The organism is Acinetobacter sp. CAU_H_29a_1, assembly GCF_058599505.1.
The window spans coordinates 3,323,994-3,339,170 of sequence record NZ_CM178655.1; the positions used below are offsets into that span (position 1 = coordinate 3,323,994).

Genomic DNA, 15,177 nt, shown 5'->3' on the forward strand with positions numbered 1-15,177 from the left:
GCATCCCCAACCGATCTGGATGCACTCTTCATATCTTTAACATTTAAAAGTTGTAAGTTAAACCCAGCACCAAATGGTCTTCTAAATCCTCGCCCATACGATTATGTACACCATAAATATAATCCGCAGACATTTCCATACCTGTCTCTGCAAAGGGTCTACTCAAGCCTAAGCGAACTTCATTAACAGTAAAGTTCTTCTCTGTAGTGAGTATGGCATCATCATGCTGACGATAAATCGATGCACCAATCGAACTATTGAATTGAAAGTTTTGTGGAAGAGCATAATGATGTGCAAGGCTTAAATAGGTATCGCCTGCATTGGCATAGCTCACATCAGCTAAAGCCACCGTGACACCTACATCAAAGTCTTTATAGCTCAGACTATTTACAAACTCTGCTCCAGTCGTACTTCGTCGTTCTGTGCGATCTTCACTATAGACCGAGCCGCCATCATTATATAAATAAGTCACAATATGTGAGCGATAGCTTAAATCTGGACTGAGTGTGCCTGCATAACCCATATAAAAATCATGCTCAACACCGTGATCTTTGCTGATATCTGCGGCATCATAATTCAGTGTCGAACCCCAATAACCTGCATATAGACCAGATGCATGTTCATATTCAAGCCCTGCTTGCAGGGTAGGCTGGTCATTTTCAACACCCCCACGATAAATATACTGACTGAGCACAGCAAGGCTTCCACTGAGTCCGCCTTCTGAGCTTTGTTGCTGTGGCTCACTTGCGTTGACCAACATACTGCCAGTAGAAAAAATTAAAAATAGTGCAATTTTATGTGAATTTTTATGCATTTAAGTTCTCGAAATTTCTTTAGACATGAATCATTTACTGATTCCATACCCATAAATTTTAAAGCTATTTTTAACAATGGGTCAAATTTCCCTAGACAACCGCTGTGTAATTCATCGTTTGCCAATCTAGCTATGCATGATTTTAAGCTGATTCCAAAAGCCCATAAATAGCTAAACACTTTGATTCATAGGCTAAAAAACTTTGCAGCCTATATATTATATTCTGCAATACATAGCAAAAAAGTGAATGAAGGAGAGAAAAATAATTCAATGTTTTATAAAGACTTATTCTAGTCAACCAAATATTTTAACTAAAATTAAAATATTTCAAACAGATCACTTACAAAAAAATGCATTACTTTAGTTGAATATGTTAAATAAAAATGACAATTTTTCAGCGATTACTTATACAATTGCTGTTCTCTTTCCATCCAATTTGTATAAGGTTCGCTCCCCAATGCAAAACACAAAAAAATTAGCATTAGCAGTTTTAGTACAAACTGCACTTATATCAACAGCTTTTGCGAGTGAGCAAAGTGAATCTAAAGGTTTCGTTGAGGACGCTGAAGGATCAGTGCTATTTCGTACTGGTTATTTAACTCGTGACAAGAAAAATGGTAAAGCTGATACAAGTTCAGCAGCTCAAACCGCGATGGTCAAAATTGAGTCTGGTTATACTCAAGGTACTGTTGGCTTTGGTGTCGGCATTATTGGCGATACATCATTTAAATTGGGGAAAAATGGTCACACTGACAACCAAATGATCCCAACACATCCGCAAAACAATGCTGATGACACAAAAGATGCGTATGACTACTGGACACGTGGTGGCGGTATCGTCAAAGCGCGTATTTCAAATACTGAAGTACGTTACGGTACACACGTTCTAGACTTACCAGTACTGGCAAGTAACACAACACGTTTAGTGCCTGAATACTTTGAAGGTGTTTTGGCAACAAGTCGTGAGATTAATGGTCTTGAATTAACAGCGGGTAAATTCACTAAAGATCAAATGTCACACCAAATCAATACTGATGGCAACCATTTAGACCGCGCTGTCGTTTGGGGTGCAAAATATAAGTTTAATGATGCATTCAATGCATCTTACTTTGGCTTAGACAGCAAAGACGCATTAGATCGTCACTATGTGAATGCCAACTACAAGCAAGCTTTGGCAAACAACAGCTCTTTAACCTATGACTTCAGCGGTTATCACACTGAGTGGGATAAGGGTGTAAAGGTATCTTCTTCTACTTTACCTAGCACTTCATCTGACCGCAGTAACAATATTTGGGCATTGTCTGGTACATATAACCAAGATGCACACAATGTTATGCTTGCTTACCAACAAAGCACTGGTAACACAGGCTATGCATACGGTGAGAATGCAGACGGTTTCCAAAGTATTTATCTACCAAACTCTTACCTTTCAGACTTTAACGGTCGTGGTGAGAAGTCTGTGCAAGTTCAATATAGCCTAGATTTTGCAGGTTACGGCGTTCCTGGTCTAAGCTGGACGACTGCATATGTTTATGGTTGGGATATTGATACAGCAACTGATGACAACGCGAAAGAAAGCGAACTCTTTAACCAAGTGAAATATACCGTTCAATCTGGTTTTGCTAAAGATGCAAGCTTACGTTTACGTTACTCTCACTATCGTAATGATGATGCTTACGCAAACGATTACTACATGCCAGACACCAACGAATGGCGTATTTGGTTAGACATTCCTGTGAAATTCTTCTAATTTCTACGGAAAAGCTAATCTAATAAAAAAACCTGCACATTGTGCAGGTTTTTTTATTGAAGCCTACCATCAAACACGGTTCAATTGAGGCTTCACAGGCTGGATTATTTTGCTGCTTCGATTGCTTTAAGCACTTCTTGCTTAGCAACTTCAGAACCTTCCCAACCTGTTAATTTAACCCACTTCCCTGGCTCTAAGTCTTTATAGTGCGCGAAGAAGTGTTCAACTTGTTGAATCAGTAAAGGTGGAAGATCCGTGTACTCTTTAATATCTTTATAGATTGGCGTTAACTTGTCGTGTGGAACTGCGATTAATTTCGCATCGATACCACCGTCATCTTCCATGTTCAATTTACCCACAGGACGGCAACGAATCACTGAACCTGGTTCAACTGGATGTGGCGTTACAACGAGTACATCTAATGGATCACCATCTTCAGACAAGGTGTTTGGTACATAACCATAGTTCGCTGGGTAGAACATTGCTGTACCCATGAAACGATCTACAAAAAGTGCATCCGAATCTTTATCAATTTCATATTTGATTGGTGCTGCATTTGCAGGAATTTCGATGATCACGTAGATATCGTTCGGTGCATCTTTACCCGCAGGGATATTGCTGTAGCTCATAACATCACTCTTTAACAAGTTAAATCTTTTAAAAAACCGCATCGATTATAACGGTTTTTGAGAAAAAAATATTTCTGCGATTATACATCCACTGGGTGAAAATATGTATGTTTCGCACTTAGCCCATCGTCAGTCGAATGACCAACAATAATAAACAAATAGGACAAAGCAGTGACAACAGCCAAACGATCGTACGGAGCGTCGACCAGTTGGCCAAATAGCAAATCCCATACAGCACACGAAAGACAAGATAGGCAATACCAAATGTCATGGTGACCACTTGCGGAATCACCATATATTCAGCCATTAAGATGGCAGCAATAAATAACGGTAAACTCTCAAAGCTATTTTGCTGTGCCGCATTGGCACGTGCAGCCAGACCAGTCGTTTTGGCGAGAAATTCACGCGGATGTTGATTATCTTTGGCGCGAAATCCTGCTGTTTTTTTAGCAATGATTGTAAATACGTAAGGCAGTAAACAAGCAATTAAAATGAGATAAATAATCCCGCTAATGCTTTGCATTGGTTTTTTCTCATCAAGATCATTTCGAAGGCTATCATAGCATGGCATTCCGAGGATAAATTTGGTTAAATTATAGTGTTTTTATAATTTCCCGATGAGACTCCAGCATGGCTAGCCCTGATCAAAAAGAAATGTTCGACGTGCTCGAAATTCAGCTTCAACATCAACGCCAAGTGGATCGTGTGTTAAAGATTGTGCTTCCCGTTACTGCATTTTTATTGGCGGTCATTTGTGCCAATATGAATATTGGTTCGACCCTTGGCACACTGGTCATGCTGATCATTGCATTTTGGATGGTCGGGATTAAACGTCAAAACCTATGGTCTTGGTTGCTTGCAGTGACCGTCTATTGTCTGATCGATAATGTCCTGAGCTTTGGTAGTTTTGCTTTCCCAGCCTTTAGTCGTCAGTGCGGTACGATGCTGACCTTTGTTGGCATCTTGGGCATTGGCCGTCCCTATATCGACCGCTGGTTAATGAAAAATTAAATGCGAACATGAAAAAAAAGCGCCTGATGGCGCTTTTTTTTATTTGAACTTAAGCTGTTTTACGTAAATCTTTACGTAGGATTTTACCTACGTTTGATTTCGGTAACTCATCCAAAAATTCAACATAACGCGGACGTTTGTAACCCGTTAAGTTCTCTTTCGCAAAGGCCAAGACTTCTTCTGTTGTTAAAGATGGATCTTTCTTCACCACAAAGAGTTTTGGTACTTCACCTGATTTTTCATCAGGTACACCAATGGCAGCCACTTCCAATACTTTAGGATGCTTTGAAACCACTTCTTCGATTTCTGAAGGGTAAACGTTAAAGCCTGACACCAAAATCATGTCTTTCTTACGGTCTACAATTTTGACATAGCCGCGAGGGTCCATGACACCAATGTCACCCGTACGGAAGAAACCATCTTCAGTCATCACTTTAGCCGTTTCATCTGGACGGTTCCAATAGCCACGCATCACTTGTGGACCACGGATTGAAATCTCACCTTGTTCACCCAGTGCAACTTCCTTCCCATCATCATCCAAAATTGCAACTTCAGTTAATGGCAATGGAATACCAATTGTGCCACTGAACTCTTCTGACGCTGGCGGATTTGCTGTTGCCACAGGTGAAGTTTCAGATAGGCCGTAACCTTCAATGATGTTGGTTCCAGTAATTCGCTTCCACGCTTCTGCTGTAGAAGGAAGCACCGCCATACCACCGCCCATCGCCATTTTCAATTTGCTGTGGTCGAGTTGCTTAAACTCTTCATTGTTCACTAAAGCATTGAATAGCGTATTCACTGCTGGGAAGAATGACGGTTGATATTTACGTAATTCTTTCATCACCGCAGGTAAATCACGCGGGTTTGGAATCAAAACGTTGGCTTGGCCTTTGTACATGCCGTACATCGCACAAACCATGAACGCAAAAATATGATATAGCGGTAAGGCACAGAAAATGCGGTCATCAGGTTGACCATCTTGTGCACCAAATTTACTTTGGAAAATACCGTCACACTGCAACATGTTCGCCACAAGGTTGCGATGCGTCAATTCTGCACCTTTAGATACCCCTGTAGTGCCGCCCGTGTACTGAAGCACTGCCGTGTCACTTAACGTTAAGTTCGGGCGCTTATAGTTACTCGCACTAACTTTCGACATTGCCGCATTAAAGCGAATATGACCAGGAATATTCCATGCTGGAATTTGCTTACGCACAGAACGTAATACAAAGTTCACCAGGGTGCCTTTTAATGCACCCAACATGTCGCCTACAGAGGCAATCACGACATGTTTAACTGGCGTTTTACCATTAATCGCTTGATAAACAGAGGCAAAGTTTTCGATGATCACTAAAACTTCTGAACCCGAGTCATTTAACTGATGTTCAAGTTCGCGCGCGGTATACAGTGGATTGACGTTAACCAATACTAAACCTGCACGGAATACACCCAAAGCAACAATAGGATACTGAAGAACGTTCGGCATCATTACAGCGACACGTGAGCCTTTTGCTAGACCCAAACTTTGTAAATACGTTGCAAATTTACGGCTTGCTTCTTCTAACTCATTAAAAGTGAGCACTTTATCCATAAAGATAAAAGCATCACGAGAGCCAAATTTTTGGAAATTTCGTTCAAAAACATCTACTAATGACGTGTTTTCTGGTGGCAATTCTACAGTCTCTGGAATCCCCGTTTTTTGGTATTCTGCGAACCAAATTTTTTCCATATCGCCCGATTCTCCTATCAGTAATCCTTAAATTTCAACTATTGTTCTCAATATTAAGCGCTCTTTATTTAACTTCTGTTGCTTAATACTGCATCCATTTCCCGCATACATACCATATATAACGTATTTTGATCAATGGATGCTAGTTTTATCTCTGAACTAACAGTTTATTTGCTTTTTGATAACCACGTGGTAATAACTGCCCTTTTGATGCTCTTTTGCCTATGTATTTTTGCAAGTCATCACCCTTCAATTTTAATTGCTGCTGTCCTGCAACGACTTGCAGTATTTCATCTAGCGTTAATCTTGTCATGAATACAATTTGATCTTTCTCTTCAAGTTGTATCAATTTATTACCTTTACCTTTATTTAAAACAGGCAACTCTGACAACTCTAAAATCAACAAACGACCCGTTGAGGTCAATAACGCCAAATGGGTGGCCTGATCAACACTGGTTAACGGCATAACTGTGGCATTTTCAGGTAAAGTCAGGAAGGCTTTACCTGCTTTTGCATTGGTATCTAACTGTTTTGCCTGTGTTTTAAAACCATATCCTTTACTACTTAGCGCTATGACTTCGGTTTCATCATCAGCAATGAAGACTTGTTTAAAACCAACACCACTGGCTGGGGATAATTTTGAACTCAACGGTTCTCCCAGACCACGTGCGGACGGTAGGCTATTAATGGCTAGTGCATAACTACGTCCTGACTCATCCAGCACATACACGCGCTGATTCGATTTACCTTGTGCATGACTGAGGTATTGATCGCCTGCACGGAAGTTCAGGTTTTCGGCATCAACTTCATGACCTTTGGCTGAGCGAATCCACCCCGCTTCAGACAAGACCACGGTCACAGGATCAGCAGGCATGAAATCTTGCTCACTCATCGCCGTCGCTTCTGCACGATGCACGATTGGTGAACGACGGTCATCGCCGTATTTTTTCGCATCATCTTTGAGTTCATTGATGATTAAAGCTTTTAAAGACTCTGGATTAGCCAACTGTTCACGAATCAGTGCAGCTTTGGCTTCTAACTCTTCTTGCTCACGGCGCATTTCCATTTCTTCAAGTCGAGCCAAATGACGTAACTTGAGTTCTAAAATGGCTTCGGCCTGAATGTCATCAATATTAAAACGTGACATCAACTCCGCTTTGGGCTGTTCTTCTTCACGAATAATACGAATCACTTCATCAATATTTAAATAGGCAATAATCAAACCGCCCAAAATATGTAAGCGTTTTTCAATTTTATTCAGGTGATATTGCAGACGACGGGTGACGGTTTCCTTTCGAATTTCAATCCACTCCAGCAAAATACGACGAATCGATTTCACTTGTGGACGGCCATCCGCACCAATCATGTTCATATTGACCCGATAGCTCGACTCAAGATCGGTGGTGGCAAAAAGGTGACTCATTACCGCTTCAGCATCAATCCGATTTGAACGCAGTACAATCACCAAACGGGTTGGGTTTTGATGATCCGATTCATCTCGTACATCGCTCACCAAAGGCAGTTTTTTCGCCTGCATTTGATCTGCAATTTGCGAAATAACTTTCGAACCTGAAACTTGATAAGGCAAGTCCGTGATCACAATTTCATTTTTTTCGATGCGATACACCGAACGCATACGATAACTGCCCCGCCCTGTGCTTTGAATTTTTAACAGCTCTTCAGGTGGCGTAATAATTTCTGCTTTGGTCGGCAAATCGGGTGCAGGAATATATTCTGCAACTTTTTCATCGCTTAAATTTGGATTGCGAATTAAGGCAATGGTGCCTTTCACGACTTCACGCAGGTTGTGTGGCGGAATGTCCGTAGCCATACCAACTGCAATGCCTGTGGTGCCATTTAACAATATATTCGGAATACGTGCAGGTAAAGTCACGGGCTCTTTCATCGAACCATCAAAGTTATCCTGCCAGTCACAAGTCCCCTGTCCCAGTTCAGACAAAAGCACTTCACTATACTGAGATAATTTGGCTTCGGTATAACGCATCGCCGCGAACGATTTCGGATCATCGGGAGAACCCCAGTTACCTTGACCTTCAATAAATGGATAACGATAACTAAAAGGCTGCGCCATCAGCACCATCGCTTCATAGCAGGCCGAATCACCATGCGGGTGATACTTACCGAGCACATCGCCAACGGTACGCGCAGATTTTTTGGGTTTACCGCTGTGTTTCAGCCCCAATTCGCTCATGGCATACACAATACGGCGTTGCACAGGTTTTAAACCATCGCTGATATGCGGTAAGGCACGATCCATGATCACGTACATGGCGTAATTGAGATATGCTTGTTCAGTAAATTCTGCTACGGAACGGTTTTCTGTCGCTTGATGCGCAAGGTTCGTCATAACAACCTGTCATCCTAATTAATCGTTTTTTGTTTAAGTTCTTATGCTATGTCGCAGGCTCTGCCTATACAAGTGAAAGCGTACACCACTACGACAAATTGCGTCTTTAGATGTTCCTAGTGTCGTAAAATTATCCATTTTTTTTAAAATGAGCAACTAATTATTTTGAAGTTCAGTTCCTGTGTTCATCTCTGCTCATCAATGAAAATGGTTAAGCAACTTCAGTCTTCTCAACTTGATCGATACGATCGACAAAAAATCGGGCCATCCTCATCCAAAATCCGACACAACGAATCGGGTATATTGTATCAATCAAGCAGTGAGTATTAAAAAGGTCTCATCATTAACAAGATCTTCAGCTATCAAAATACAACGTTGAGAAGCCACACTTTGGCCAAGCAGATTGAATTCTTATTGCTGAGTTGGATCTGGTTATCGGTTATTTTAAATCTATCATCTAGATTTTATCTTGAAGTGTATTGAATACTGAGAGTCTCAGCACATCTGACTCTCAATCTTCAGCACGGACTAAATTACAGTCCAATTTCTTCCAATGTTTTGCCTTTGGTCTCTTCACCCAAAATCAAAATTACCGCTGCAACCGCAAGCAACACTGCGGTAAACATCATGAAAATCGCACTAAATCCATTACTCTGTACCATCATATGTGTCACCACCATCGGTGCGACAATGCCGCCCATACGGCCAATGGCTGATGCCCAGCCCGAACCAAAAGCTCGGATATTGGTTGGATATTGCTCTGGGGTATAGGTATACAAGACGCCCCATGCACCGAGGTTAAAGAATGACATCAGGCAGCCCCAGAACATAATCATGTTCACAGTGTCAGCTTGACCAAAAAAATACGCGGAAACTGCACACATGCCAATAAAACCAGCCAAGGTTGCTTTACGTCCCAGCTTTTCGACCAGCCATGCTGCGGCCACATAGCCTGGCAGCTGTGCCAAAATCATCACCAAGACATATTCAAAAGACTGAACAATGCTATACCCCTGCTTCACCAGCAAACTCGGTAACCATGTAAAAATGCCATAATACGAGTAGACAATACCAAACCAAATCAACCATAACATCAAGGTTCTACGCGCAAATGCCCCCGACCAGAGCTGGGTAAAAGACACGGTCTTTTTCTCTGCCACCGGTTTAACAACGATATGCTCGATCACTTCCACACCGCATTGACGTTCAATCTGCTGCACCAAAGCATGCGCTTCCACAATACGACCTCGGTTAATGAGATAAGGAATTGACTCAGGCACTTTGAACCAAATCACAATGGCGTACAGTGCAGGAATTCCACCGATTAAGAAGGCCATATGCCAGTCAAATTTTGGAATCACAAAATACGCCACCAATGCAGCGCAAAGCCAACCTAAGCCCCAAAAACTTTCTAGCAGCACGATAAAACGCCCACGCACCTGCGCAGGAATGTATTCACTAACCAAGGTCACCGCTACTGGCAACTGTCCACCTAAGCCTAAACCCACAATAAAACGAAACACCAACAACCACGTTAAGTTTGGGGCAAAGGCACAGGCCGCCGTCGCTAAACTGTAAATCACCAGGGTCGCAGCAAAAACTGTTTTACGCCCGATGCGGTCGGCCAAGCCCCCTGAACACACCGCACCAATCGCCATTCCGACAAAGCCAATGGAGACCACCCAACCTTTCTCGGTTGGGCTCATGTGCCAATCTTCGGCCATTTTTGCCAAAATAAAAGAAATCAGCCCCGTGTCCATGGCATCGAACATCCAGCCCAAGCCAATGACCCACAACAAGGTGTAGTGAAATTTACCGATCGGTAAGCGTTGTATGCGAGAAACTAAATCCATAGCTCGGCCTCTAAAGCGGGAAAATATAACAGGCTGCTTCCTCAACAGCTTTATCATTATGTGCTTTTTTATATAAACAAGGCGGTCAAATCGCCGTTATTTTAGCTCGCATCTTTCGAGGAAGCCGATTGCTCATCATCATCTTGATAAATGAATTTCGGCATTTCTAAGCCAAAGTAAATCGCGATTAGACGTAAGCTAAAACCAAAGATCAAAGTCGAAATCACAGTCAGCTCAAGTGATAAACCGAGCTGAATGCAGCCCCAATAGAAAATCACCGCGACAAAAGAAATACTGGCATACAGCTCACGGCGGAACACCAAAGGGACGTCATTACACAAAATATCACGCAAGATACCGCCTGAGACTCCTGTCAGAACCCCTGCAACTGCAGATACCACAAAACCATGTCCCATTTCTAAGGCAATTTGACAGCCGATGATGGTAAAACCGATCAGGCCCAGAGCATCGAGGACCAAGAAAATGTTGCGTAAATGGCGCATCCACTTAGCAATCAAAATCGTCATAAAAGCGGCAAAACACGTCAGCATCAGATATTCAGGATGCTTGACCCAAGTCAGCGGATAATGTCCCAATAACACATCGCGGACAGAACCTCCGCCCAGTGCTGTGACACAGGCAATAATCACCACACCAAACCAATCCATACTACGCCGACCCGCCGACAGTGCACCTGTCATTGCCTCTGCTGTGATCGCTATAATATAAATAATAGTGAGTAACATCGCCTGGATTCCATATAGGCTAATTGATGCGCGCTATTCTAAGCCAAATTTGCTTAAAATTATAAAAATTGTGCACAACATTGTTTAAATTTTTTCCCTGAACCGCAGACGCACGCTTGTTTCATTGTGATTTGCATTTCAGTGGTTGGATCTAAAAAATACCATGCTTCTGCATGTTTCACAAAATGTGAAATTTCATGATGTATCTGTGGCGATGTGCCATCATGATAATGGGCTTTGAACTCGACCATGGCATGGTTTTTATCGAGTTTTTCATTGGCCTGTACGACGTCTAACTTCAACCATTTGTTGCTTCGACTCCACTCTGCAATTGCTGCAACATCTAGAGCCTGTTGCTGCCCCAAAGCTGTGGTTTGCACAATGTAATCAATTTGCTGTTTGGCAAAAGCACTATAACGTGAGCGCATAAGTTGAGCAGCACTCTGTGCACGGCTTTGTCCCAAGTGCAAAGGCTGACAGCACTGCTTATATTCACCCTGCCCACACGGACACTCAACATTACTCATGATTTTTCCATAAAAAATAGCTCGACATTGCGAGCTATTTTAACCTGTTCAAACCAGATTAAGGTTTGTTTTAAGATGATTCCTTGTGCAGATCCGACTTTGGAATCACATGCACTTTTTCAATTTTGTGCCCATCCATCGTCACCACTTCAAAAATACAGCCATCTGCTTCAAGGCTAGAGCCATTTTCAGGTAAACGACCTAAATGAAAGAGGATATAGCCTGACAAGGTTGAGTACTGATCAGACTCGTCGACCAAATCACGATCCAACAATAACGACACATGACGAATATCAGTAGAGCCATCGAGCATCAAGCTGCCATCTTCTAAGCTTTCAGCCACATTGTCTTCAGCATCTTCATCAGGGAACTCCCCTGCAATCGCCTCTAATACATCAATCGGCGTGGCAATCCCTTCAATCGAGCCGTATTCATTCAAGACCAAAGCCATTTGTAACGGTGCTTGACGCAGTTGTTCCATTACCATCAGGACTTGTGCATTTTCATGCACAATCACAGGCTCACGTAAATGTTTATCAAAATCGAGTACACCCGTTTCAATATATTCATTCAAAACTTTATGGGTCAGTACCACACCAGCGATGTTGTCTAACTCGCCCCGTGCCACAATTAAACGCGAATGCGTAATGCTGAGTAGTTGTGATTTGATTGAAGCTTCTTCATCCTCTAAATCAATCCACTCCAACTCTGGACGTGGGGTCATCACGGACTTCACTGGACGTTCAGACAAACCCAGCACCCCTTGCACCAAGACACTATGATAGACCCCATTTTCAGGATCAAATACTTCATCCGCATAAGCGCGAGTTGCCAGGACATCTTCAGGCTCAGAGGCATGATCACTACTTTTACCGCCCAACATTCGCAGCACCGCAGATGCAGTTTTATAGCGAAGATCTGTGGTGGTGACCATTTTTTCTTGATTACGGCGCATGGTTTGGTTGATGAATTCAACAATCACCGAGAAACCAATCGCGGCATATAAGTAACCTTTTGGAATATGGAAACCAAAGCCTTCTACAATCAATGAGAAACCGATCATCATCAAGAAGCCGAGACACAAAATCACCACGGTCGGATGTTTGTTGACGAATTCCATTAAGGCTTTCGATGCCCACAACATAATGCCCACGGCGATAATCACCGCAATCATCATCACAGACAGGTGTTTAACCATACCGACTGCGGTAATCACCGAGTCTAAGGAAAACACAGCATCCAAAACTACAATCTGAACGATCACCATCCAAAACACAGCATTGGCTGGACTTTCTTCTTTCTGAACCACTTTGGCGTCAATACGTTCATGCAGTTCCATGGTGCCTTTAAACAGTAAGAACACCCCACCAAACAGAAGAATCAAATCTCGTCCTGAGAAAGGATGATCGAAGATATGGAACAGCGGCTCGGTCAGTGTCACCACCCAAGCAATTGAGGCCAACAGCACCAAACGCATTAAGAGCGCAAGGATCAAACCAACAACACGGGCCGTATTGCGTTGTTCTGGTGGGAGCTTCTCCGCCAAAATCGCAATAAAAACCAAATTATCAATCCCCAGCACAATTTCCAGCACCACTAAGGTGAGTAACCCCACCCACGCAGAAGGATCAGACATCCATTCAAATATCATGTGATCTGCTCCTGTCGAGGGGAAATATACGGTGCATAACGCAACTTAAGCGGATGAAAAGGAAGATTCAGCACCAATGGCTGTAATTTTTTTTCGGAAAACTGAAGATGTCTTGAGCGACAACTACCACTACCCATGTTCGTTCTTGTGTTGTAAAACAGGAAATAAGTATAGGCAAGATCTACATGAAATTCATCTTTTTTTCAAAAGCGCACTGTTTTAAAAGATTTAACAAATTATTACCCGATTGTTAGATTAAATACAGCTTGCCGTCACATTTCTTGCTTAAACTAAGAAAGAAAAAGTAGATAAAGCAAAAGGTAAAAACATACGCCATGAATAGTGAATTAAAAATATCTTCTCTCAACACTGAAGTAAATGTTCAAACCACTCAACCTCTGATCGCACTTTACTGCGGTTCTCGTTCAGGCAATAAACCGATTTATCAAGAAAAAGCGATTGCACTGGCACAAGGTTTAGCTAAACTGGGTTTTGGTCTGGTTTATGGGGGTGCCAGTATTGGCCTCATGGGACAAGTGGCCGATGCCATGATTAGCCACGGCGGTGAAGCAGTCGGCGTCATTCCAGAATTTATGCTGGATTATGAAATTGCGCATCACCAACTGACCGAATTACATGTTGTACAAACCATGCATGAGCGCAAAGCCTTAATGGCCGAACGTGCAAGCGCCTTTGTCGCACTACCCGGTGGTTTAGGCACTTTTGAAGAAATTTTAGAAGTGGCAACCTGGGGACAACTCAACCAACACCAAAAGCCGATGATGATTTATAACGTCAATGGTTTCTATGACGCACTGATTACACAATTGGATCATGCAGTAGAAGAAGGTTTTCTACCGCCACAGCACCGCGCAAAAGTAATTGTATGCAACCATGCTGAACAGATTTATTCAGCCATTGCCAACCTCGGCAGCCCAGCGCACTTCGCTATTTAAATCCTTTTATTTATGCCATAAAAAAGCGAGCCTAGGGACTCGCTTTTTTAACATGTGCGTTTATTGCCCATAATGGGTGACAAAGTTATAGAACCACGGCAGTGTGGTCGCCAAAATCACGGACATGGCTAAACCAAACATCAATTTCATCGCATCTTTACTGACGTTACGCGAAGTGCGGTGTTTGTTCACTTCATCAAAAATCATCGACATTGCAAACTCACGACCTGCAAGTAAACCTAAGAATACCCATGTGGTACTCATTGGAATGTTACTCCACTCTTTGAACACCAACAAAATCAGGGCATACATAAAGTCAATAATAGTCGCTGCACGAATATCGGTGACACCTGTTTTGGTATCGACAATCTTCTGAATCGCACCACCACGTTGGTACAAAATTATCGCCAACAACACCACAAAGACCGTGATGGCAAACAGTAAAAATGAAAACGGCACTTGACGGGGTACATAGACGAAAATATTGGCCAAATCTTGAATCAGCCACTGACTCCACAGAAAAGCCGTAGAGACCCACTGTAGCCCAATCCAAATATGCGACGGTTCTTGATTACGGGTTTTCGCAAAATACTTTGCGACTTGTCGCATCACAAAACGATAGACAATAATCGCAACCACAAAAGCCACCGCATAGCCCATCATCGATTTCACCATCATCGAGCCTAAACTTGCAGGCGAGAAAATGGTTAAAACCAAGAAAGTGGTACTGACGGGAATTCCGTATTTGGTTAAAAATAGCAGTAAAATCGGTGGCACAATATAGAGCCACGTGACCCCACCCTCAGGAAAAGGGATCGTTTCTAAACGGCCATATGATGCATCACCCACACCGGATGCATACCAACCATAAATCAACACCACCACCAAAATGGTACTGATAAAGAGCCAAAGCACCCACCATGGACGATGTGCATTGGATGAAATAAACGTACCTAATGTCTGCGGCACATCATTTCCGACGATAGAATAAGCCGCTAAACAGAAGCCTATCACCATCAAAATTTCGATTGTCATAAAACCAACCTTTTGAATAATTTATTCCAAGACAGTGCCTTTGGACGTTTGCCAAAGATTATGACGGTTTTATTTCATTTTCATGACATCATTGTCATATATTTTTTG

Annotated in this window: 13 protein-coding genes; 3 read left to right on the plus strand and 10 right to left on the minus strand. The window is 42.5% G+C overall.

The features are described 5' to 3' along the window. Window positions 1–43: 43 nt before the first annotated feature. Window positions 44–814 (minus strand): TorF family putative porin, encoded by a 771-nt coding sequence (locus AC4MDD_RS16670; RefSeq protein ID WP_491882047.1) that lies wholly within the window; start codon window positions 812–814, stop codon window positions 44–46. A gap of 457 nt (window positions 815–1,271) precedes the next feature. Between AC4MDD_RS16670 and AC4MDD_RS16675 the strand changes: the two genes are divergently transcribed. Further along, complete coding sequence (locus AC4MDD_RS16675) at window positions 1,272–2,564, plus strand: OprD family outer membrane porin (RefSeq protein WP_491882048.1); 1,293 nt, start codon at window positions 1,272–1,274, stop codon at window positions 2,562–2,564. A gap of 104 nt (window positions 2,565–2,668) precedes the next feature. Here the strand turns inward: AC4MDD_RS16675 and ppa are convergent, their stop codons facing one another. Continuing rightward, entirely contained in the window at window positions 2,669–3,193 is a 525-nt protein-coding gene (gene ppa / locus AC4MDD_RS16680; protein ID WP_114836634.1) for an inorganic diphosphatase, read from the minus strand. A gap of 118 nt (window positions 3,194–3,311) precedes the next feature. Next, a complete protein-coding gene (locus AC4MDD_RS16685; protein ID WP_114836635.1) occupies window positions 3,312–3,716 on the minus strand; it encodes an MAPEG family protein in 405 nt (134 codons plus the stop codon). Between the two features lie 107 nt (window positions 3,717–3,823). Here AC4MDD_RS16685 and AC4MDD_RS16690 point away from each other — a divergent pair, with 107 nt between their 5' ends. After that, on the plus strand, window positions 3,824–4,204 hold the full coding sequence (locus AC4MDD_RS16690) for a hypothetical protein (protein WP_114836636.1): 381 nt from the start codon (window positions 3,824–3,826) through the stop codon (window positions 4,202–4,204). 49 nt (window positions 4,205–4,253) lie between these two features. On the opposite strand, the gene AC4MDD_RS16695 is transcribed toward AC4MDD_RS16690, so the two are convergent. The 6 genes from AC4MDD_RS16695 to AC4MDD_RS16720 form a co-directional block, all read right to left on the minus strand. Beyond that, on the minus strand, window positions 4,254–5,933 hold the full coding sequence (locus AC4MDD_RS16695) for an AMP-binding protein (RefSeq protein WP_114836637.1): 1,680 nt from the start codon (window positions 5,931–5,933) through the stop codon (window positions 4,254–4,256). Window positions 5,934–6,081: 148 nt separating this feature from the next. After that, a complete protein-coding gene (parC, locus tag AC4MDD_RS16700) occupies window positions 6,082–8,301 on the minus strand; it encodes a DNA topoisomerase IV subunit A (protein ID WP_491882049.1) in 2,220 nt (739 codons plus the stop codon). A 533-nt stretch (window positions 8,302–8,834) separates the two neighbouring features. Continuing rightward, the gene (gene niaP / locus AC4MDD_RS16705; RefSeq protein ID WP_491882050.1) at window positions 8,835–10,154 is read right to left on the minus strand and encodes a niacin transporter NiaP; all 1,320 of its coding nucleotides are present in this window, start codon (window positions 10,152–10,154) and stop codon (window positions 8,835–8,837) included. A 101-nt stretch (window positions 10,155–10,255) separates the two neighbouring features. After that, window positions 10,256–10,900, minus strand: coding sequence for a trimeric intracellular cation channel family protein (locus AC4MDD_RS16710; protein WP_004692884.1), 645 nt, complete (start codon window positions 10,898–10,900; stop codon window positions 10,256–10,258). 59 nt (window positions 10,901–10,959) lie between these two features. Continuing rightward, window positions 10,960–11,427, minus strand: coding sequence for a YchJ family protein (locus AC4MDD_RS16715; protein WP_148826916.1), 468 nt, complete (start codon window positions 11,425–11,427; stop codon window positions 10,960–10,962). Between the two features lie 70 nt (window positions 11,428–11,497). Next, entirely contained in the window at window positions 11,498–13,078 is a 1,581-nt protein-coding gene (locus AC4MDD_RS16720; RefSeq protein ID WP_004978531.1) for a TerC family protein, read from the minus strand. Window positions 13,079–13,413: 335 nt separating this feature from the next. Between AC4MDD_RS16720 and AC4MDD_RS16725 the strand changes: the two genes are divergently transcribed. Continuing rightward, window positions 13,414–14,034, plus strand: a complete 621-nt coding sequence (locus AC4MDD_RS16725; RefSeq protein ID WP_491882051.1) for an LOG family protein — start codon at window positions 13,414–13,416, stop codon at window positions 14,032–14,034. 60 nt (window positions 14,035–14,094) lie between these two features. On the opposite strand, the gene AC4MDD_RS16730 is transcribed toward AC4MDD_RS16725, so the two are convergent. Beyond that, entirely contained in the window at window positions 14,095–15,069 is a 975-nt protein-coding gene (locus tag AC4MDD_RS16730) for a hypothetical protein (protein ID WP_125273442.1), read from the minus strand. Window positions 15,070–15,177: the final 108 nt, after the last annotated feature.